The organism is Massilia sp., from assembly GCF_046293535.1.
Taxonomy (GTDB): Bacteria; Pseudomonadota; Gammaproteobacteria; order Burkholderiales; family Burkholderiaceae_D; genus Telluria.
Window position 1 is genome coordinate 104,588 of sequence record NZ_JBKBOV010000010.1, and the last position, 20,732, is coordinate 125,319.

Genomic DNA, 20,732 nt, shown 5'->3' on the forward strand with positions numbered 1-20,732 from the left:
CGGCCTTGCGTTGCGCGCGCGGGGAGCGCGCAGGGCGGGCGGCCGGCCTCGTGCCGGCGGCAGGGGCCGGGGCGGTGCCAGGCTTGGCGGGCGGGACGGCGGGCGTGGCGATGCGCGGCGCATCGTCCTTGCGCGGCGCGGCCCTGGCGCGGGCCGGCTTGTCGGCCAGCTTGAACAGCGCGACCAGCTGCGCCAGGCGCGCGGCCTCTTCCTTCATCGATTCGGTCGCGGCCGCCGATTCCTCCACCAGCGTGGCGTTCTGCTGGGTGACGCTGTCCATGTCGGACACCGCGCGGTGCACCTGCTGGATGCCGCTCGCCTGTTCCTTGCTCGAATCGACGATCTCGCCCATGATCGCGGTCACCCGGCCGATGCTCTCGACGATGCCGCTCATGGTCGCGCCGGCGCGGCCGGCCAGGTCGGCGCCCTGCGACACGCGCAGCGTGGAGTCGTCGATCAGTTCCTTGATTTCCTTCGCCGCCGCCGCCGAGCGCTGGGCCAGGCTGCGTACCTCGCCGGCCACCACGGCGAAGCCGCGACCCTGTTCGCCGGCGCGCGCCGCTTCCACCGCGGCGTTCAGGGCCAGGATATTGGTCTGGAAGGCGATGCCGTCGATGACACCGATGATGTCGACGATGCGCGCCGACGAGGCGTTGATCGCCCCCATGGTGTCCACCAACTGGCCCACCATGGCGCCGCCCTGCTGCGCGACCGTCGAGGCGGCCACCGCGAGGCCGTTCGCTTCCTCGGCGCTGGCGGCGCTGTGCTGGACCGCGTGCGCCAATTCGTTCATCGACGAGGCGGTCTGTTCCAGCGCGGCCGCCTGGCTCTCGGTACGGCGCGACAGTTCCTGCGCTTCGCTCGCCATCGCATCGACCGATGCGCCGATGGTCGAGGTGCCGTCGCGCACCTGGGCGACGATCTGCGCCAGGCTGTCGCGCATGCGCAGCAGGGCGTGCAGCAGGCTGGACGCGTCGCCCGGCCGCAGCGCGACCTGCACGTCGAGCTTGCCGGCGGCGATCTCGCCGGCCACGCGCGCCGCCTCGGCCGGTTCGCCGCCCAGGCGCCGGAACAATGCGCGCGCGAACAGCATGGCTGCCGCGACGCTGCCGGCAAGGCTCGACAGGCACAGGATGACCAGCATGCTGGTACTGGCGGCCGCTCCCTCCAGCACCTCCCGCGCCATGCCGTCGATGGTCTTGTGCTGCAGCGCCTGCAGCGCCGTCACCTTGTCCAGGTAGAGCTGGGTGGCCGGCACGAATTCGCGTTCGTACTGCGCCATCGCATCAGGGGCCTGGCCGTCGGCCTTGAGCTTCATGACCCGGTCGCGGGTCGCGATGTAGCGTCCGCGCGCCTCGCCGATGGCCGCGAACAGGGCCCGTTCTTCCGGGGTGTCGAGCAGCTCGCCGATCTTGTTCTGCAGGACATTGGTGCGTTGGCTCGACTCCAGGCTTTCGGCCGCGAAGGCCCGGGCCAGTTCCGGATCGCTCGATCGGGCGACCGCGGCGGTGCGCTTGGCCGACACCGAGGTATTGAGCAGCCATTGCGAGGCCAGGCGCTCCTTGGCCAGCGGGCGTTGGGTGAGCGCTTCGGTTTCTTCGGACATGAGCTGCAGGCGCCAGATGGCAACCGCGGTGGCGAGGGTCGAAATGACGATGACGAACGCAAAAACGAGGCGTAGCTGGGCGCGGACACTGGGCATGGCGTTGGACACGGCGTCTCCCGGAGTGGTGGTGGGCTCCGTGCCGCTGCGGCCCGTCCCGAAAATGGGGCGGCCGGCGGCACGTCGGTGAAGCGCGCCCTGGTACCAGGGACGCAATCCATTAACTTAAGGCAAAAGATGGACTAGAAGTAATGAAGTCGATCAAGGTATGCGCGGCCAATGTTTCATATCGGTTTCGGCATATCGAACTGTGATTTAAATCGTTCTCCAAGGCCGGCAAAGCGGGTAGGCTCGGCACATGAACAGCGAATTCCCGACCCCATCCGGCTCCGTGCAGTGGCACCTGGGCCCCATCATCGACGCGCTGCGCACCTCGCGCGAATCCACCCACAACATCCGCCACCAGGGCCGCGTGCGCGAGCTGCCCTCGCGCGAAGTGCTCACCCAGGTGGTGGGCGGCGTCTCGGCGGCGCTGTTCCCGACCCATTACGGACGGCCGGACCTGAACGACGAGAGCATCGACTACTTCGTCGGCGACACGCTCAACGTCACGCTCGACCGGCTGGTGGGGCAGGTGCGGCGCGCCCTGCGCTTTACTCCCCAGTTCGAGGAAGCCGACGAGGCCCTGCTGTCGGAGCGCGCGCAGGCGATCACGCGCGAATTCGCCGCCAGCCTGCCAGGCATTCGCGCGCTGCTGGTGTCCGACGTGCAGGCCGCGCTGGCCGGCGACCCGGCCGCCAGTTCGGTGGCCGAGATCATGCTGTGCTATCCCGGCACCATCGCCATCCTCTACCACCGGCTGGCGCACTGCCTGCACCGCCTCGGCGTGCCCTTCCTGGCGCGCCTGGCGGCCGACATCGGCCATTCGCTGACCGGCATCGACATCCACCCGGCGGCGCGCATCGGCGGCAGCTTCTTCATCGACCATGGCACCGGCGTGGTCATCGGCGAAACCGCCATCATCGGCGAGCGGGTGCGCCTGTACCAGGCGGTGACCCTGGGCGCCAAGCGCTTCCCGGTGGACGACAGCGGCGCCCTGGTCAAGGGTGCGCCGCGCCACCCGATCGTGGAGGACGACGTGGTGATCTACGCCGGGGCCACGGTGCTGGGACGCATCACGGTGGGCGCCGGCTCGACCATTGGCGGCAACGTCTGGCTGACGCACAGCGTCCCGCCGGGCAGCAACGTGTCGCAGGCGCAGTCGCGCAATACCTGAAAGGCAGGCAAGGCGCCAGACGGGTGGGACCGCCTGCCTTTGCTATCATGGCGCAATGTCCATCCTGCTCGTACCCGGCTACATGGCCGACGAAACGCTCTGGGACGACGTGGCGGGGCCGCTCGGGAAGTTCGGGCCGCTCGTGCACGCCGACCTGCGCCACGATACCTCCATCGAAGCCATGGCCGCCCGCGTGCTCGCCGGCGCCCCGTCCAGCTTCATCCTGGTCGGCTTCTCGATGGGCGGCTATGTCGCCCGCGAGATCGCGCGCCTGGCGCCCGAGCGGGTGTGCGCGCTGGTCCTGCTCGCCACCTCCACCCGCGCCGACACGCCCGCGCTGCGGCAGAGCCGCGGCACGGTCGGCAAGGCGGCCGCCTCGGTATCCTTCTCGGGCCTGAGCAAGACCGCGATCGCCACCTCGCTGCATCCGAAACAGGCCGCCAACGAGGCCCTGATCGAACGGGTGCGCGCGATGGGCGTGCGCCTGGGCGGCGAGGTGTTCCGGCGCCAGTCGGCGATCGTGCGCAGCAGCGACCGCGAGCGCCTGAGTGATATCCGTTGCCCGACCTTGATCATTGCGGCGGGGCAGGACCGGCTGCGTTCGCGCGAGGAATCCGAGGAAATGCATGCCGGGATTCCCGGATCCGAATTCGCCCTCATCGAGGACAGCGGCCACATGCTGCCGATCGAGGCGCCGCAGGCGCTGCTGGCCATCGTCCTGCCCTGGCTGCAGAAAGTGACGGCTGCCTAGGTCGCCGCGGAGGCCGACCAGGCGCGCAGGCCGCGGATCGCTTCTTCCTTGAGCTTGGCCTCGATCTCGATGTAGGGAGCGGCCAGGTAGGACGAGGGCATCACCGCGATCAGGTCCGAGTGCTGGCGGTCGTTGAAGCCTTCGCGCCCGTTCGAAATGTGCACCAGCTGGTGTGCGGGATCGGGCCAGGTTTCGCGCGCCTTGCGCAGCATGGCGCCCACGCTGGGGTCTTCGTAGCTGGCAAGATTGTCGTGCACCACGTGGTGGTGGGCGTCGAAGACCATCGGCACGCCGGCGCGCATGCAGATTTCGTGGATTTCCTCCGCGCCATAGGCGTATTCATCATTCTCCAGGCCCAGGCGGCAGCGGATCGCATCCGGCAGCATGGCGATGCGCTCGACCAGCGCGTCGGCGCGATTGCCCTTGCCGCCATGGATCTCGAGCAGGGCCCATGGCGAGCGCGGCTGCGCCAGGAGGTCCATGATGTCGGCATGCATCTGCAGGATCTTGATGCTGTTCGCCACCACGCCTTCCGAATCGGAACTGAGCACCACGAACTGGTCCGGGTGCATCACCAGCCGGATGCCGCGCTCGCCGGCCCTGCGGCCCGAACGGCCCAGGGTCGTGGCAAAGGGCGCCAGCACCTCGCGTCCGATGTCCTCGTCGGCAAAGGGGAAGATCGAGGAGGGCATGCGGTACAGGCGGATGCCCTCGGCCTCGCAGTAGCGCAAGGCCTTGTCCAGGGTCTGGATGTTGTCGCGGTACAGGTCTTCGAGCAGCTTGCGCTGGGCGTCCAGGCTGTGCTCGAGCAGGCGCTTGCGCGTGACCGTGCGGTAGCGGACGTCTTTCGATGCGGTGATGCAGACGAGGCCGAGGTTCGGTTGCATGGTGTCCCGGGGTGTGGTGATGGCTCGCCCCAGTCTATCCAAATCAGGTTTCCCGGCGCGTTCGCTTAGGTTTTTTTCCGACAGGTTTGCGGGACAGCCGAGGGACAGGCTGGCGGACGCCCCGGAGTCGGGAACTTGGGCAGAATGTGTCGACTGGCGGTCGGCCAAGCGCTTGCCCGCACATCGGCACCCATACTCGACAGGAGGACTCCATGAGCGAACAGGAACGCAATCAGCAGAACCCGGCAACACGTAGCGACACGCTGGCGGAAGGCGGCGCCCGGCCGGTGAATGCGCCGCCCCGGCCGACCGGGTCGGAGGTCGTCGGCGCGGCCGGCGGCACCGATGCCTCGGCAGCGGCGGCGCAGTCCGGCAACCGGGGGCCGGGCGGGGAAGGCATGCGCCGCCAGGCAGGAGCGGAAGGTGCGCCCGGCGCCGCCGGCGGCTCGCTCGGCGGTGGCGGCAGCCCCGCGGCCGGCGCCTCGGGAGCGGGCGGCAATGCGATGGGCGAAGCCGCCTCGGCCGGCGACACCCGTACCGGCACCGGTACCTCGTCCGGCCACGGCACCTCGGTCGCCGGCGGTGATCCGAGCAGCGGCGCCACGCCCAACCCGGGCAAGCAGGGCGGAGGCGGCGGCGCCTCGACCGCCTGACGCCTGCACGCCAGCTTCAGAGCGGTAGAGCGCTGCTTAACGTGGGTGGCCGAACACCTGGGTCCAGTAGACGATGCCGCTGCGTTTTTCCGCAGCGACGCCATAGGCCGCGCCCATTTCGGTGAAGCCCGGGTTCATGATGTTGGCGCAGTGCCCCGGGCTGTCGAGCCAGCCGGCCACGGCTTCGTCGGGCGTGCTCTGGCCGAAGGCGATGTTCTCGCCGACCCGTTGCCAGGTATAGCCGGCGCGCGTCGCGCGGTCGGCCGGCATGCTGCCGTCCTTGGCCTTGTGCCCGAAATAGCGCCGCGCCGCCATGTCGCGGCTATGGTATAGCGCGGCTTCGCCCAGTTGCGGGTTCCAGGTCACGGGCGGGGCCGCCGGGAACTGCCGGGTGCCGCAGGACCGGGCACTGGCACGGGCCGCATTCACGCCGGCCAGGATGGCCCTGCCGGCCTCAAGCCAGTCCGGAAAGGTTTCGGAAGGCAGCGGCGGCGCTGGACGGGCCAGGATCAGCGTCCATTCGTTCCCTTCGCGGTAGCTGCCCACGGCCGAGAAATGGGTGTCGAGCAGGGTGCTGCAGTATTTTTCCTGCAGCACCGCCATCGCGTCCGCCGGCGTGTGCGGACCGTTGACGCTGACCGATACGGCGCGCTCGGCGGCATACCCGGCCTGCTGGAGCGCGAGCTCGATGAAGGTTCCGGCGCCGATGCGCACCTGCGACAGCGCCGGGTGGGCCGTCAGGGGCGCAACCGGCGCGGCGGCGCGTCCCCGACAGCTGCCGGGGGCGATGCGGTAGTCATTGACCAGGGTGGTCAAGGGTTCGGCGCCATAGGCCGGTGCCGGCCTTGCCGACGCCATGCCCGGGCAGGCGGCCAGGGCAAGCAGCAGCGGCAGTGCCAGGGAGCCGGCAGCATGGGCAGGCCGGCGCGCAAGGAATGGCAGAGTCAGGAAAGTCGTTGGCAAGATCAACCCCAGCCGCGCAAGCCGCGGCCATGCGATAGGCAATTGACAGTAAATCAAGCCGGCCCGAATGCAAAAACGCCGACCACAGGTCAGCGTTCTCGAAGCCGGAAAGAAGGCGTGACGCATCTGTCCGATGCACCCACTATAGCAGTGCCGCCGGCCCCCGCAAAGCGCCGTGCTGTAACAAACCGTGTGCCATGCTTGACTACGGTATCAAAAGTTCATGCGCCCGTCATCACCGACTGTTAAGCTGAATTTCCAAAGATAAATTTTCAGGATACTTGTTGCACTTCCCACCGAAGTGTTTGCCTTTTGCCGCATACCGGAACACAATTAGATTCCTGCAATAAACACAACACCAGGAATCGCGCAGCCAGCACCGCATCCAGCAAGGAAGTCGAGGCACCATGACGCACGCCATGCCGTTGTACAGGAATCACGTCCTGCTCTTGTCGCAGAGTTTCTTCATCAAGGACCACCGGGCCGAGCTGCTCCTCCACGCCCATAAGTACGACTTCGACATCCTGTTCTTCGACGACGTGTCGCGCTTCGTGGAGGCGGTGGCCGGGGACGGCGGCGACAATCTGTACGTGATCGACCTCGACGCCCTGCACAACATGCAGGCCGACATGCCGGAGGGGCGCCGTACCCTGATGCTGGGGGAGTTGCTGCAGCGCCTGCCCGCCGACCGCCGCTACGTCTACCTGCAGAGCGCACGCCAGGGCAGCCGTTTCCTGCTGCAGCAGCGCCTGGTCGACAGCAACTGTCTGGCCTATGCCGAGAAGCCGATTCCCAACGACGTGTTCGTCGACAAGCTGTTCAACCTGTTCGTGCAGAAGAAGCGCGGCGACCTGGTGCGCATGGTGGTGCTGGGCGAGGTGCCGGGGCTGGACGAGGCGCAGCTAGCGCAACGCAGCGTCGAGGTGATCCGCCATCCGGAAGCGCAGACCCTGCACCTGCGCGTCAAGGAGCTGCAGCCCGACCTGGTGCTGGTGACCGATGGCGAATACCTGCGCACCGACGCCATCGTGCGGGTGCTGCAAAGGAACATCGAGGCCGACCCGGTGCGCGAGATCGCCCTGCTTCAATGCCGTCCGGATCCGGCACTGGCCCGGCGCGCGCTGGCCGACGGCTTCGACGCCGTGCTGGCGACCGGCGAGCCGGGGCTGCTGGAAGCCCAGCTGGTGAACCGCAGCGACAAGATCCGCATCAACAAGGACCTGATCGGGAAGGACCGCGCCACCGGCCTGCTCAACAAGGTCGGCTTGCAGAAGAAGGCGCAGGCCCTGGTCCGGCGTGCCGCCCAGGAGGGGCGTGAGCTGGCCTTCGGCGTCATCGACATCGACAAGTTCAAGACCATCAACGATACCTGGGGGCACCATTTCGGCGACATCGTGATCAAGCGCCTGTCCCTGACCCTGGCGCCCCAGCTGGGCGAATCGGACCTGCTCAGCCGCTTCGGCGGCGAAGAATTCGTCGTGGTGTTCTGGGACTGCAACCGGGAAGACGGCAGGCGCCGGCTCGACGCCATGCGCCAGGCCTTCTGTGCGATTCCCTTCGAGGTGGGGCCCGGCGAGCTGCGCCATTTTTCCTTCAGCGGCGGGGTGGCGGCCTATCCCGAGTGCCGCAGCGAGAACGAACTGTTCCTGCGCGCCGACGCCATGCTGTACGTGGCCAAGCAGGGCGGGCGCAACCGGATCTGCGCGGAGGAAGCCGGCCTGCAGTGCGCGTGAAGCGCAGCCGGCGAAAAAAAAGCGCCAGCCGCACGGGCTGGCGCCTGGCCGTGAAGCGTGCGCTTTATTCGGACTTGGCCTGCTGGGCCTGGAGCTGCTCGCGCAGCTGTTGTGCGTTCGAGTGCGTATAGTCCTTGTTGAATTCGGCCTTGACCAGCTTCTGGATCTGCGGATCGAGGTTCTGGCGCAGGGTGCCCAGGAACTCGGGCGAGGCCGCGATGACCAGCTGCTGGTAGCGCCCCTCCTGCTGGGCTTTCAGCAGGAATTCCGACACGTCCTTGGCAAACAGTTCGTTCGCATGCTGGTCCGGCGTCACGGCCGGCTGATACATGCTGGTCGGCGCTCCCGCCTTGGCGTTGTGCTGGAAGCCGGCCGGCTGGTGCCCACCGATGCTGTGGCGGCTGTCCCCGGCGGATCTCGGGCTGAGCCGGTCGGTCTCGGTATCCATCGTGCGCAACTGCGCCGCGGAGTTGACCATGTCTTCGATTTCCTGCAACGGTTCGGACGGAGCGGACTCGGCGAAGAACCTCGCGCGGCCATTATTGGCCGAAAGAATCCAGGTTGTTGGCATGCTACCCCCTGTCAGTAGTGAATCGTTAGTATCGTCCTCAGGCAGCCAATAATGGCGCCTGGAAACAAGGTATGGCGCGGCAATCGGCATGCACTCCCGTGCATGTCGATCAGGCTATGAACCCAGTATATCGCCGCTTCCGGAACCCCGGCGCACCGACGCGGCCCTGCCGTGCGCACGCATGAGCAAGGGAAAAAGCCAGGCTGGATTTCCGCCGGCGCTGGACTAAGCTGAAGCCACCGGCCAGCGCTTGCCGAATCTTCCCGTCTCCCTCCCTGTCCAACCATGCACCCGCTGCCGGGCATTTCTCAGGAGACCACCATGACCCAACCCAGCACTTCCACCCCCTCGCCGCGCCAGCCGCCCGAGGCCACCGTCCCCGACTATGCCGCCATCAAGCAGCGCCAGCAGGCCACGTGGGCGAGCGGCGACTTCGCCATCATCGGCGTGACCCTGCAGATCGTCGGCGAGTCGCTGGCCGAAGCCGCCGACGTGCGTGCCGGCGAGCGCGTGATCGACATCGCGGCCGGCAACGGCAATGCCACGCTCGCCGCCGCCCGCCGCTTTGCGCGCGTGACCTCCACCGACTACGTGCCGGCCCTGCTCGACAAGGGCCGCGCCCGCGCCGCCGCCGAAGGCTTGAGCATCGAGTTCCGCGAAGCGGATGCCGAGGCGCTGCCCTTCTACGACGGCAGCTTCGACGTGGCGCTCTCGACCTTCGGGGTGATGTTCGCTCCCGACCATGCACGCTGCGCCGGCGAAATGATGCGGGTGGTGCGCGGCGGCGGGCGCATCGGCATCGCCAACTGGACGCCGGAAGGCTTCATCGGCCAGCTGTTCAAGACGGTCGGCCGCTTCGTGCCGCCGCCAAGCGGCCTGGTGTCGCCCGCGATGTGGGGCAGGGAAGACTACCTGCGCCAGCTGTTCGGCATGGGTGCCGCCAGCATCCGCGCCCAGCCCAGGATCTTCAACTTCCGCTACGCCTCGCCCGAGCACATGCTCCAGGTGTTCCGCGACTTCTACGGACCGGTGCACAAGGCCTTCGCCGCGCTCGACCCGGGCGCCGGGCAGGCCATGGAGCGGGAGATGCTGGCCCTGTTCGAGCGCGCCAACATCGCGGGCGACAACTCGCTGGTGATCCCGGCCGAGTACCTCGAAGCGGTCATCATCAAGCGCACTCCGGACGTGCTTCATTGAGTGGCAGGCCGGCACGGCGTTACAATCGGCGGCATCCAGTCGAGAAAGGGTGCCATGCGTTCCGCCGCCGTCTTGTTCTCCCTCCTGCTCGCCGCCGTCCCGGCCAGCGCCCAGACCGAAGTCAGGATCGGCACCGCCTCGCCGCTGTCGGGCCCCGGCGCCCACCAGGGCAAGGACATCGAGAACGGCGCCCGCATGGCGATCGACGAGCTGAACGCGAAAGGCATCGCGATCGGCGGCAGGAAGATCAAGTGGGTGCTGCAGGCGGAGGACGATGCCAGCGACCCCAAGACCGGCACCGCGGTGGCCCAGAAGCTGGTCGACGCGCGCGTGGCGGCGGTCGTCGGGCACCTGAATTCGGGGCCGACGGTGCCGGCCTCGAAGATCTATGCCGGCGCCGGCATCCCGCAGATCTCGCCGGCCGCCACCACGCCGGTGTACACGAACCAGGGCTACAAGACCGCCTTTCGGGTGGTGGCCAACGACAATCTGATCGGGCGCACGCTGGCGCGCCATGCGCTCGGCACGCTCAAGGCGAAAAGAATCGCCGTGATCGACGACCGCACCGCCTTCGGCCAGGGCCTGGCGGACCAGTTCGCGCGCGCAGTGCGCAGCAGCGGCGGCGCCGCCATCGTCAGCCGCCAGTTCACCCACGACAAGGCAACCGACTTCAGCGCCATCCTGACCCAGATCCGCGCCCAGCGCCCGGACGTGGTCTTTTACGGCGGCATGGACGCGGTGGCCGGTCCCATGCTCAAGCAGATGAAGACGCTCGGCCTGCAGGCAAGATTCGTGTCCGGCGACGGCGTCTGCTCGGAAAAGCTGCCGCTGCTGGCCGGCGACGCGCTGGGCGACGACAAGGTGTTCTGCGCGGTCGCGGGCGGCGTCACCGGAGCCCAGGAAGCCCGCTTCAATGCCTTTACCGAGCGCTACCGGCAGCGCTTCGGCAGCCCGGTCGAAACCTATGCGCCCTATGCCTACGATGCGGTGATGGTGTTCGCGGCCGCGATGCAGAAGGCCCAGTCGACCGAACCCGCACGCTTCCTGCCGGCGCTGGCAGCCATCCGGCACGAAGGCGTCACCGGCAGCATCGCCTTCGATGCGAAAGGCGACTTGCGCGATGCCGCGATGACCCTGTACACCTATCGCCAGGGCAAGAAGGTCAAGCTGCAGGTGGTGCGCGGGAAGTAAGCCGGCGGGCCGGGAGGCCTGTATTGACGGGCTTTTTGAAACAACATGCATACAAAAATGGCCTTGGCATTGCTCCTCCAGTTCGATTAGGATCGTTCGGTTCCCAACACCAACAATTCTGGAGAGAGAGATGAAACCAAGCCTGTGCAGCACCTTGATTGCGGGCCTGTTTGCAGTGGCGTCCTACGCCGGCGCGCATGAGGCGGCGGCCACGTCCAACACCGTGGCGCCATCGGCCGCGGCGGCCGCCGCCGTATCCGGCATCGACGTCGCCGCGATGGACACCGGCGTGCGCGCACAGGACGATTTCTTCCGCTACACCCAGGGCAAATGGCTGAAGGACGTCGCCATCCCGTCGGACCGTTCCAGCTGGAGCGCCTTCAGCATCGCCCAGGAGCGCGTCGAGCAGCAGGTCAGCGCCATCATCGGCGCAGCAGCAAGCCAGAAGAACGCCAAGGCCGGCTCGGAAGCCCAGAAGATGGGCGACTTCTACACCAGCTACGTGGACGAGGCGCGCCGCAACGAACTCGGCCTGGCGCCGCTCAAGGCGGAACTGGCCCGTATCAAGGCGCTGAAGGACAAGCGCGGCATGGCCGAGCTGATGGCGCGCTTCGAGCGCATCGGCGCCAGCGCGCCCTTCGGCATGGGCGTCGGCCAGGACAACCGGGATTCGACCCGCTACATCGTCGGCATCTCGCAATCCGGCCTGGGCATGCCCAGCCGCGACTACTACCTGCAGGACGAGGCGCGCCTGAAGGACACCCGCGGCAAGTACCAGCAACACGTCGCCAGGATGCTGGCGCTGGCCGGCCACCAGGATGCCGAGGCCAAGGCGGCCCGCATCGTCGCGCTGGAAACCGAGATCGCACGCGCGCAGTGGAGCGCGGTCGAGAACCGCGATCCGGTCAAACGCTACAACAAGATGAGCATGGCCGAGCTGCGCAAGCTGGCGCCCGGCATCGACTGGGACGTCTACTTCAAGGGCGTGGGCGTGGCCGGCAAGGCCGACAACGTGATCGTCAGCCAGCCGAGCTACCTGGCTGCGCTGGACAAGCTGATCGCCGCCACCCCGATGGACACCTGGCAGCCTTACTTCGAATTCCGCCTGTTGAGCGCCTACGCGCCCTATCTGTCGAAGCCCTTCGTGGACGAGAGCTTTGCCTTCCGCGGCACGGTGCTGGGCGGCGCTACCGTCAACCGTCCGGTCGAGAAGCTGGCCATTGCCGAGATCAACCGCAACCTGAGCGAAGTGGTGGGCAAGGCCTACGTGGCCCAGCATTTCCCGGCCGAGCGCAAGCAGCAGGTGCTGGACATGGCGAAGAACTTCATCACCGCCTTCGGCGAAGGCATCGAGCAGCTCGAGTGGATGTCGCCGGAAACCAAGAAGCAGGCGCAGATCAAGCTCTCCAAGATCAACGTCAAGATCGGTTATCCGGACAAATGGCGCGATTACAGCAAGCTGAACATCGTGCGCGGCGACCTGGTCGGCAACGTGATGCGCTCGCGCGAGTTCGGCCATGCGTACATGACCAATCGCCTCGGCAAACCGGTGGACCGCAGCGCCTGGAGCATGTCGCCGCAGACCGTCAACGCCTATTACAGCCCGACCCTGAACGAGGTCGTGTTCCCGGCGGCGCGCCTGCAGTATCCGCTGTACGACGCCAACGCCGAGCCGGCGGTCAACTACGGCTCGGTCGGCATCTCGATCGGCCACGAGATCAGCCACGCTTTTGATGACAAGGGTTCGCAGTACGATGGCGACGGCAACCTGCGCAACTGGTGGACCGAAGAAGACGCGAAGCAGTTCGCGGCGCGCGGCAAGGTGCTGGTGGAGCAATACGCCAAGTACAGCCCGCTGCCGGGCTACCACCTGAACGGCGAGCTGACCCTGGGCGAAAACATCGCCGACAACGCCGGCCTGATCATGGCCAGCCGCGCCTACCAGATCTACCTGAAGGGCAAGACCGGTCCGGTGATCGACGGCTTCACCGCCGAGCAGCGCCTGTTCATGGGCCTGTCGCAGGCACGCAAGGGCAAGGCGCGCGACGCGGCGCTGATCTCGCAGGTCAAGTCCGACCCGCACTCGCCGTCGGAATTCCGCGTCAACGGCAGCCTGCGCAACCACCCGGGCTTCTACGAAGCCTTCGACGTCAAGCCGGGCGACAAGATGTACCTGGACCCGAAGGATCGCGTGATCTTCTGGTAATGCTGTAAAAGGCGCGGGAAGGCCGCTTCCTGCGCCCGTGCGTCAGTGCGGCGCCGGATGGGTTCCGGCCGCCGTTCCCGCCGCCAGCGGCGCGCATTCGAGGCACTCGGCGCCCAGGTGGGAGCCGAGGTATTCGCGGAAGGCCGACACCCGGCCGTCCACGAGGGTGAACACGTGCACCCAGTCGCTCTCGATGTGCACGTTCGTTTCCTTCGCCGTCCATGCGCTGTGCCCGAGGACGACCACCTTGTCGCCCTGCGCGATGTATTCTCTGGGAGCGAATTCCCGTACCGCGAGCTTCTTGTCGAACTGATCGAAATAGTCGGCGACCTGCTCGCATCCCTTGCGTTTGCCGGTGAAGGCCAGGCCCGGCACGTCCGTCAGTTCCCAGTCGATGTCGGGTGTCATGCAAGCGAAGAACTTGTCGAGATCCTTGCGTCCATACGCGGCATAGCACTCCTGGACTGCCTTGACATTCTGCTGCTCCAGCATGATTGCCTCCGGTCGGTAAAGGGTGGAATCAAAGGGGGAATTTCAGTATGTACCAGCAAACCGGATGTGCAAGGAGCTTGTCGGGGCGCGGCCGCGCCCGTATGCCTCAGGAACGGGGGGCCTCGATCAGCTCGATCCGGTTGCCGAACGGGTCCTCGATGCCGGCGCGGCGCCGGCCGTCAACCTGCACTTCTTCGCGCACCGCCACGCCGCGTGCGCGCAGCAGCGCGCAGTAATCCTCGAAGTCTTCGATGACGAAGGCCGGATGCGCTTTTTTGGCGGGCACGAAGCCGGCCTGGCCGCCGATGTGCAGTTGGCCGGCGCCGGTCTGGAACCACAGGCCGCCGGACGCGTTCAGCGGCGCCGGCTTGGGAATCTCGGCCAGGCCCAGCACGCCGCCGTAGAAGGCGCGGGCGGCCTCGTCGGCGCCCGGGGGCGTGGCGACCTGGACGTGGTCGATTCCGGCGATATGGGGCATGGGGTTCTCCGCAGTGCTTGGGCGATGCAGCATTATCGCATCGGCCGGAGCCCGGTGTTGCGCCGGCGCGTAATGACGGGCGGCGCGCCAGCGCTTTTTTCCGGCCAAGCCGCCGGACTGCTGTGCTACTCTCACAGTTTGTCCAACAGGCAACAGGCTACCAATGACCTATCTGCTTCCCGCTCTCGCCGCCGCCTGCGTGCTCGCCGGCTGCGCCCCCACGCCGCCGTCCCTTGACGCCCGCGACGGCTTCATGACCACGCTGCAGGGCATGTGCGGCCAGCGCTTCGAAGGCGCGCTGTCGTATGCGATCGATCCCAACAGCGAATTCGCCAACAAGCCCATCTCGACCGAGGTCGTCTGCAAGGCGGACGCCGTGCGGATGCCGGTGCAAGTCGGCGCGGACCGCTCGCGCACCTGGATCTTCACCCGCAACGCGGCGGGGCTGGAACTGCGCCACGATCATCGCCACCCGGACGGCACGCCCGATGCGGTGACCATGTACGGCGGCATGGCGAAGGAGGGCGGCACGGCGCGCTCCCAGTCCTTCCTGGCCGACGCGTACACAGCCAAGCTCGTTCCCGGCGCCGAGACCAATGTCTGGACCGTCAGCCTGAGCCAGGATGGCAGCGTGCTGACCTATCGCCTGGACCGGCATGACAAGCCGCGCGCGGAGTTCGTCCTCAAGCGCGTCGCCGGCTGATTTTTTTTTCGACCACCACCTTCGTCACCTGAACACTAGGGTAAGCAATGGCTGAACAATCGCTGAAGCAACCGCAAGCACCTGCCGCGAACACCGGCGCACTGAACCGCATCCTGAACCTGATCGAAAAGGTGGGCAACAAGCTGCCCGATCCGGCGATCCTGTTCGCCCTCCTGCTGGCCGTGGTCTGGCTCACCTCCTGGGCCATGTCGGGCATGGTGTTCACCGAGATCGATCCGCGCTCCGGCCAGGCGATCCAGGTCAAGAACCTGCTGGCGCCGACCGCCCTGACCGACTTCACGTCGCGCATGGTCAACACCTTCGTCACCTTCCCGCCGCTGGGCGTGGTGCTGGTGGCGATGCTGGGCCTGGGCGTGGCGGAATACACCGGCTTCATCAACGCCGGCCTGCGCAAGATCCTGTCCGTCACGCCGCTGCGCCTGCTCACGCCGGTGCTGGTCGCCGTCGGCGTGCTGAGCCATGTCGCCGTGGATGCCGGCTACGTGCTGGTGATCCCGCTGGGGGCCGTCATCTTCTATGCCGCGGGGCGCCATCCGCTGGCCGGCATCTCGGCCGCCTTCTTCGGCGTGTCGGGCGGCTTCTCGGCCACCTTCTTCCTGCCTTCCAGCCTCGATCCGCTGCTGGCCGGCCTGACCCAGGTGGCCGCGCGGCTCTCGTCCGATCCGGCCGCCGCCTCGATTGTCATCAACCCCCTGAACAACTATTACTTCACGACGGCGTCGCTGTTCCTGGTCGTTGTCGTCGGTTGGTTCCTGACCGATAAAGTCATCGAGCCGCGCCTGAAGAAAACCGCCGTCGTCGACGCCGACCCGGCCGATCTGCCCAAGGTGGATGAGCTGCAGCCCCAGGAGCGCAAGGGCCTGCGCTGGGCCGGCATCGCGATGGTCGCCAGCCTGGCGCTGCTGGTGTGGTCGATCGTGCCGGAAGGCTCGGCCTGGCGCGCGCCCGACACGCGCGAGATCACGCAAGCCTCGGCGCCCCTGATGCAGTCGATCGTCCCGCTGATCTTCATCTTCTTCCTGATCCCGGGCGTGGTGTACGGCTACGTCGCCGGCACCGCCAAGAACCACCGCGACATCGTCAAGGGGATGAGCCATGCGATGAGCGGCATGGGCTACTACGTGGTCATGGCCTTCTTCTGCGCCCAGTTCATCTTCGCCTTCGGACAGTCGAACCTGGGCGCGCTGCTGGCGATCAAGGGTGCGCTGTGGCTCAAGGAGATGGCCTTCCCGATGGGCGTCACCCTGGCCGGCATCGTCTTCCTGACGGCGACCGTGAACCTGTTCGTCGGCTCGGCTTCCGCCAAGTGGGCGCTGATCGGCTCGGTCATGGTGCCGATGCTGATGGAACTCGGCGTCTCGCCGGACTTCACCCAGGCCGCCTACCGCGTCGGCGACTCCTCGACCAACATCATCACGCCGCTGCTGCCTTACTTCCCATTGATCATCGTGTTCTGCCGAAAATACGTGCAGTCGACCGGTATCGGCACGCTGATCGCGCTGATGCTGCCGTACTCGGTGGCGATGCTGGTATGCTGGACCGCCTTCCTGCTCGGCTTCTGGGCGCTGGACATTCCACTGGGCGTCGGCTCGACCTACACCTACCCGGCGGCAAACTGAAGGCGACACCGTTAATCGTTACAACATGGAGACTGGTTTGAAATACGCTACCCTAGTTCTGATGGGCCTCGCGGTCACCGCCGCGCAGGCCGCCGAGGGTCCGCGCTTCGATCCGAAGCGCCTGGCCCAGGACGTCAAGACCCTGTCCTCGGACGAATTCGAAGGCCGCGGCCCGAACACCGCGGGCGAAACCAAGACTGTCGATTACCTCGTCCAGCAGTTCAAGGCCGCCGGCCTGCAGCCGGGCGGCGACCTGAAGGACGGCAAGCGCGCCTGGACCCAGGACGTGCCGCTGGGCCGTTTCGAGATCAAGGGCCCGGTCAAGCTGACCCTCACCCAGGGCGGCGCCAGCCGCGAGCTGAAGCAGGGGCCGGACATGGCCGTGCGCGCCTCGATGAGCGGCCTGAAACAGGTGTCGTTCAAGAACGCGCCGCTGGTCTTCGTCGGCTATGGCGTCACCGCGCCGGAGCGCAAGTGGGACGACTTCAAGGGCATGGACCTGAAGGGCAAGCTGGCCGTGGTCCTGATCAACGACCCGGATTTCGAAACCGGGGTAGGCGAGTTCGGCGGCAAGGCCATGACCTATTACGGCCGCTGGACCTACAAGTACGAGGAAATGGCGCGCCGCGGTGCGCTCGGCACCATCATCGTGCACGAGACCGCGCCGGCCTCCTACGGCTGGGCGACGGTGCAGAACTCGAATACCAACGTCATGTACGACGTGGTGCGCAAGGAGCCGCGCAAGTCGCACGCGCCGATGGAAGCCTGGATCCAGCGCGACCTGGCGACCGCGATGTTCAAGGCGGCCGGCCTCGATTTCGAGGCAGCCAAGAAGCAGGCCCAGACCCGCGACTTCAAGCCGGTCGAGCTCAAGGGCGTCAGCCTGTCGGCCGACTACACCACCGATTCCCAGGTGGTCACTTCGAAGAACGTGGTCGCGATCCGCGAGGGCAGGGAGCATCCGAAGCAGGTCGTGATCTACAGCGGCCACTGGGACCACCTGGGCGTGGGCCAGCCGGACGCCAAGGGCGACAAGATCTATAACGGCGCCGTCGACAATGCCACCGGCATCGCCGCCATGCTGGAACTGGCGCGCGCCTATGCCAAGCAGCCGGCGCCGCAGCGCAGCGTGGTGTTCCTGGCGGTGACGGCGGAAGAGAAGGGCCTGCTCGGCTCGGAGTACTACGCCTCCAATCCGCTGTATCCGCTGGCCTCGACCGTGGCCGTGATCAACCTGGACGCCCTGAGCCCGCACGGCCCGGCACGCGACTTCACGATCTCGGGCAGCGCCAAGCTGGAACTGCTGGACCAGCTGACGGCCAAGGCCAAGCGCTGGAACATGACGTACTCGCCGGATCCGAAACCGGAAGCGGGCTACTTCTTCCGTTCCGACCACTTCCCGTTCGCCAAGCGCGGGGTGCCGGCGATTTCCTTCGGCTCGGGCAAGAACTGGGTCGAGGGCGGCACCCAGGCGGGCCTGGCGGAAGAAGCGTCCTACACCGAGAAGCATTACCACCAGCCTTCGGATGCCTTCGACCCGACCTGGACCTTCACCGGCATGGCGCGCGACCTCGAGTTGCTGTATGCGCTGGGTTCGGACCTGGCCAATTCGAGCGCCTGGCCGAACTGGGCGCCGGAATCGGAGTTCCGCGCGGCGCGCGACAAGTCGGCGGCCGAGCGCAAGTAAGCGGCCCTGCAAACGATGAACGCCACCGCATGCGGTGGCGTTTTATTTTCTGGCGCGCCGGCGCCGCAGTCGTGCCAGGTCGTCGAGTGCCGGAACGATCGCCAGCACGCACAGGACGACGGCGAGCGGCACCGTCGACCGGTAGCCGATGTGGGTGAATCCGAGTGCGCCAGTCACGCCGCCCAGGAAAAAGGACAGCAGCAGCATGGCATGGACCCTGAGCCGGTCGCGGTTCACCATCACCCTGTCCGCGCCGGGCGCCCCCCTGCGATACGCCAGCTTCCCCAGTTCGATGCCGATGTCGGTGATGATGCCGGTCATGTGGGTCGTCCTGATCTCGGCCCTGGACAGCTTGGTGATCAAGGCATTCTGCAGGCCCATGATGAAACACAGCAGCATGACGGTCAGCGGCACGAACAGCCCGCCGATCGTGGCAAGGCGTCCGCCAAGCAGACCGAAGCCGAGCAGGAGCACGGCCTCGAGCAGCAAGGGCAGGGCGTATTCGCTGTGCATGCGGCGCTGGCGGGCATGGCTGACCAAGAGGGCGGTACAGGCGGCGCCCAACAGGAAGGACAGGATCGCGCCGAACCCGGCCAGAACCGGCGCATGGTTTTGCAGCGCCAGGTGATCGGCCATGCTCGATACGATGCCGGTCATGTGCGAGGTGTATTGCTGCACGGCGAGAAAACCGCCCGCGTTGATGGCGCCCGCGATGAATGCCAGCGTCACACCGAGATGCTTGTTGGCATCTACGCTGCGCTTGTGCCCGGTGAGGCGTCTGGCAAAATGGATCGGCACGGCTTGCCTACCCCTTGGCTGTTCGACAGGATGGATGAACCTATCTTAAGCCAACTTGCCTAGTTGCACAAAAGTAGGGCTCAGCTCTTGCGCACGAACTCCGATTTCAGGCTCATCGCGCCGAAACCCTCGATCTTGCAGTCGATGTCGTGGTCGCCCTCGACCAGGCGGATATTCTTGACCTTGGTGCCCTGCTTGACCACGCCGCCCCCGCCTTTCAGCTTGAGGTCCTTGATGACGGTGACGGTATCGCCGTCCTGCAGGATGTTGCCGGAAGAGTCGCGCCAGACCCGGGCGGCTTCAGGCGCCTCTCCCTGTACCGGCCACTCATGGGCGCATTCCGGGCAGACGTATTGGCCGCTGCCGTCCTCATAGGTCAGGGTGGACTGGCATTGCGGGCAGGGAGGCAGGGTATGCATGAGGAGACCTTTGAAAGCAAAAACGCCACCCGAGGGTGGCGTTCTTTAATTCTTGGTGGCCCGGGGCGGAATCGAACCACCGACACAAGGATTTTCAATCCTCTGCTCTACCAACTGAGCTACCAGGCCAAGAGAGGCATGATTATAGCCAGCGATTTTCATCCGCGCAAGCCCCTATGCGCAGGATGCACTCCGCAAGCGCCCGCGCCACGCATCAAGATGCCCGAGCGCGCTGTTGACATCTCGCTATAATGTGTTTCATGACTACCACCTCCGCCCAGTACCGCAGCGACGTCTGCATCGTCGGCAACGGCGCCATCGCCAAGACTGCCGCCCTCGGTTTTGCCCAGTCGGGATACAGCGTCACCCTGCTGGTGCCGCCGGCGCGCCCGGCGCCAGAGACGCCCAGCTCCTCCGCGGCGGAAAAGCCCTGGGACGTGCGCGTCTATGCCCTCAACCATACCGCCCACGACCTGCTGGCATCGCTCAAGGTCTGGGGCGCCCTCGACCTGGCCCGGGTGCAGGCGGTGGATGCGATGGATATCAAGGGTGACGGCCAGCAGGGCGGCAACCTCGGGTTCGACGCCTTCGGCGCCCACGTCGGCACGCTGGCCTGGATCGTCGAGGACAGCAACCTGAACGGCGCGCTGGACGCGGCCCTGAAATTCGCCGCCAACGTCCAGACGGTGTCCGGCTGCGCCTGCGAGCTGACGTGCGGAGAGTCGGGCGCCGCCGTGCTGCTGGAAGACGGCACGAAAATCGCCTGCGAACTGGTGGTGGGCGCCGACGGCCGCGAATCCTGGGTGCGCGGCCAGTGCGACATCGGCGTCGACTACCGCATGTACCACCAGCGCGCCATCGTCACCAATTTTGCCTGCGACAAGCCGCACCACGGCGTGGCCTACCAGTGGTTCACCTGCGCCGACGGCATCATCGCGCTGCTGCCGCTGCCGGGCAACCGGGTATCGCTGGTGTGGTCGGCGCCGGAAACCCTGGCCGATACCCTGATGGACGAATCGCTCGGCGAAATGGCGATCCGCCTGGCCGAATACGCCGACGACAAGCTCGGCACCCTGCGCCCCCTGCTGCCGGAAGCCGTCAAGGCGGTGCCGCTGGCGCTGGTGCGCCCGCACTCGCCGGTCGCGCCGCGCGTGGCGCTGGTGGGCGACGCCGCCCATGCGGTGCACCCGCTGGCCGGCCATGGCATGAACCTGGGCTTCGGCGACATCGTCGACCTGCTGCAGGTGCTGCGCGAGCGCGAAGACCGGCGCGGCATCGCCGACGAACGGGTGCTGGCGCGCTACGCCCGCAAGCGCAAGGAAGACGTGCTGCTCATGCAATGGGCCACCGACGGGCTCGAACGTTTGTTCGGCGCCAACCTGGAACCGGTGCGCGTCGTGCGTAATTTCGGATTAAACTTGCTCGATAAATTGCCGTCGGTTAAGCGTCGCCTGATGGCGCATGCGATGGGCAAGTAATTTCTT

19 protein-coding genes and 1 tRNA gene are annotated in these 20,732 nt (G+C 66.8%); 11 read left to right on the plus strand and 9 right to left on the minus strand.

Annotated features, from left to right (window positions below; genetic code table 11):
* The coding region (locus tag ACK4S9_RS08260; protein WP_409724004.1) for a methyl-accepting chemotaxis protein at positions 1-1,714 on the minus strand (1,714 nt) is incomplete at its 3' end.
* Positions 1,715-1,961: 247 nt separating this feature from the next.
* On the opposite strand from ACK4S9_RS08260, the gene epsC reads away from it, so the two are divergent.
* On the plus strand, positions 1,962-2,879 hold the full coding sequence (gene epsC / locus ACK4S9_RS08265) for a serine O-acetyltransferase EpsC (RefSeq protein ID WP_409724006.1): 918 nt from the start codon (positions 1,962-1,964) through the stop codon (positions 2,877-2,879).
* A 55-nt stretch (positions 2,880-2,934) separates the two neighbouring features.
* Positions 2,935-3,630, plus strand: coding sequence for an alpha/beta fold hydrolase (locus tag ACK4S9_RS08270; RefSeq protein ID WP_409724008.1), 696 nt, complete (start codon positions 2,935-2,937; stop codon positions 3,628-3,630).
* On the opposite strand, the gene uvsE is transcribed toward ACK4S9_RS08270, so the two are convergent.
* Positions 3,627-4,517: a UV DNA damage repair endonuclease UvsE gene (gene uvsE, locus ACK4S9_RS08275; RefSeq protein ID WP_409724010.1), complete on the minus strand. Its 891-nt coding sequence runs from the start codon at positions 4,515-4,517 to the stop codon at positions 3,627-3,629. The genes ACK4S9_RS08270 and uvsE overlap by 4 nt on opposite strands.
* Before the next feature lie 212 nt (positions 4,518-4,729).
* Between uvsE and ACK4S9_RS08280 the strand changes: the two genes are divergently transcribed.
* Complete coding sequence (locus tag ACK4S9_RS08280; protein ID WP_409724012.1) at positions 4,730-5,170, plus strand: hypothetical protein; 441 nt, start codon at positions 4,730-4,732, stop codon at positions 5,168-5,170.
* Positions 5,171-5,206: 36 nt separating this feature from the next.
* Here ACK4S9_RS08280 and ACK4S9_RS08285 read toward each other — a convergent pair whose 3' ends face one another.
* On the minus strand, positions 5,207-6,133 hold the full coding sequence (locus ACK4S9_RS08285; RefSeq protein ID WP_409724014.1) for a CAP domain-containing protein: 927 nt from the start codon (positions 6,131-6,133) through the stop codon (positions 5,207-5,209).
* A 407-nt stretch (positions 6,134-6,540) separates the two neighbouring features.
* Between ACK4S9_RS08285 and ACK4S9_RS08290 the strand changes: the two genes are divergently transcribed.
* Positions 6,541-7,866, plus strand: a complete 1,326-nt coding sequence (locus tag ACK4S9_RS08290) for a diguanylate cyclase (protein ID WP_409724017.1) — start codon at positions 6,541-6,543, stop codon at positions 7,864-7,866.
* Between the two features lie 64 nt (positions 7,867-7,930).
* On the opposite strand, the gene ACK4S9_RS08295 is transcribed toward ACK4S9_RS08290, so the two are convergent.
* A complete protein-coding gene (locus ACK4S9_RS08295) occupies positions 7,931-8,437 on the minus strand; it encodes a host attachment protein (protein ID WP_409724020.1) in 507 nt (168 codons plus the stop codon).
* Positions 8,438-8,758: 321 nt separating this feature from the next.
* Here ACK4S9_RS08295 and ACK4S9_RS08300 point away from each other — a divergent pair, with 321 nt between their 5' ends.
* From ACK4S9_RS08300 to ACK4S9_RS08310, 3 genes are all read left to right on the plus strand, one after another.
* Positions 8,759-9,634, plus strand: coding sequence for a class I SAM-dependent methyltransferase (locus ACK4S9_RS08300; protein ID WP_409724022.1), 876 nt, complete (start codon positions 8,759-8,761; stop codon positions 9,632-9,634).
* A 54-nt stretch (positions 9,635-9,688) separates the two neighbouring features.
* Positions 9,689-10,825, plus strand: coding sequence for a branched-chain amino acid ABC transporter substrate-binding protein (locus tag ACK4S9_RS08305; protein ID WP_409724025.1), 1,137 nt, complete (start codon positions 9,689-9,691; stop codon positions 10,823-10,825).
* A 130-nt stretch (positions 10,826-10,955) separates the two neighbouring features.
* Entirely contained in the window at positions 10,956-13,031 is a 2,076-nt protein-coding gene (locus ACK4S9_RS08310; protein ID WP_409724028.1) for a M13 family metallopeptidase, read from the plus strand.
* 42 nt (positions 13,032-13,073) lie between these two features.
* Here the strand turns inward: ACK4S9_RS08310 and ACK4S9_RS08315 are convergent, their stop codons facing one another.
* Complete coding sequence (locus ACK4S9_RS08315; RefSeq protein WP_409724031.1) at positions 13,074-13,523, minus strand: nuclear transport factor 2 family protein; 450 nt, start codon at positions 13,521-13,523, stop codon at positions 13,074-13,076.
* Between the two features lie 106 nt (positions 13,524-13,629).
* Positions 13,630-14,001 carry a VOC family protein gene (locus tag ACK4S9_RS08320; protein ID WP_409724034.1) on the minus strand — a complete coding sequence of 124 codons (372 nt, stop codon included), beginning with the start codon at positions 13,999-14,001 and terminating at the stop codon, positions 13,630-13,632.
* Between the two features lie 163 nt (positions 14,002-14,164).
* Between ACK4S9_RS08320 and ACK4S9_RS08325 the strand changes: the two genes are divergently transcribed.
* Genes ACK4S9_RS08325 through ACK4S9_RS08335 form a run of 3 tightly spaced genes read left to right on the plus strand, consistent with a single transcriptional unit; the run spans position 14,165 to position 18,031 of the window.
* Positions 14,165-14,704, plus strand: coding sequence for a hypothetical protein (locus ACK4S9_RS08325; protein WP_409724037.1), 540 nt, complete (start codon positions 14,165-14,167; stop codon positions 14,702-14,704).
* A 47-nt stretch (positions 14,705-14,751) separates the two neighbouring features.
* The gene (locus tag ACK4S9_RS08330) at positions 14,752-16,344 is read left to right on the plus strand and encodes an AbgT family transporter (protein WP_409724040.1); all 1,593 of its coding nucleotides are present in this window, start codon (positions 14,752-14,754) and stop codon (positions 16,342-16,344) included.
* A gap of 37 nt (positions 16,345-16,381) precedes the next feature.
* Complete coding sequence (locus ACK4S9_RS08335; protein ID WP_409724043.1) at positions 16,382-18,031, plus strand: M28 family metallopeptidase; 1,650 nt, start codon at positions 16,382-16,384, stop codon at positions 18,029-18,031.
* Between the two features lie 42 nt (positions 18,032-18,073).
* On the opposite strand, the gene ACK4S9_RS08340 is transcribed toward ACK4S9_RS08335, so the two are convergent.
* The 3 genes from ACK4S9_RS08340 to ACK4S9_RS08350 all read right to left on the minus strand — a co-directional run bounded on the left by ACK4S9_RS08340 (position 18,074) and on the right by ACK4S9_RS08350 (position 19,377).
* Positions 18,074-18,829 carry a YoaK family protein gene (locus ACK4S9_RS08340; RefSeq protein ID WP_409724045.1) on the minus strand — a complete coding sequence of 252 codons (756 nt, stop codon included), beginning with the start codon at positions 18,827-18,829 and terminating at the stop codon, positions 18,074-18,076.
* Between the two features lie 80 nt (positions 18,830-18,909).
* Entirely contained in the window at positions 18,910-19,248 is a 339-nt protein-coding gene (locus ACK4S9_RS08345) for a zinc ribbon domain-containing protein YjdM (RefSeq protein WP_409724048.1), read from the minus strand.
* A 53-nt stretch (positions 19,249-19,301) separates the two neighbouring features.
* Positions 19,302-19,377: transfer RNA gene (locus tag ACK4S9_RS08350), tRNA-Phe, on the minus strand.
* Positions 19,378-19,508: 131 nt separating this feature from the next.
* Between ACK4S9_RS08350 and ACK4S9_RS08355 the strand changes: the two genes are divergently transcribed.
* Positions 19,509-20,726 carry an FAD-dependent monooxygenase gene (locus tag ACK4S9_RS08355; protein ID WP_409724051.1) on the plus strand — a complete coding sequence of 406 codons (1,218 nt, stop codon included), beginning with the start codon at positions 19,509-19,511 and terminating at the stop codon, positions 20,724-20,726.
* The last annotated feature ends 6 nt before the right edge of the window (positions 20,727-20,732 follow it).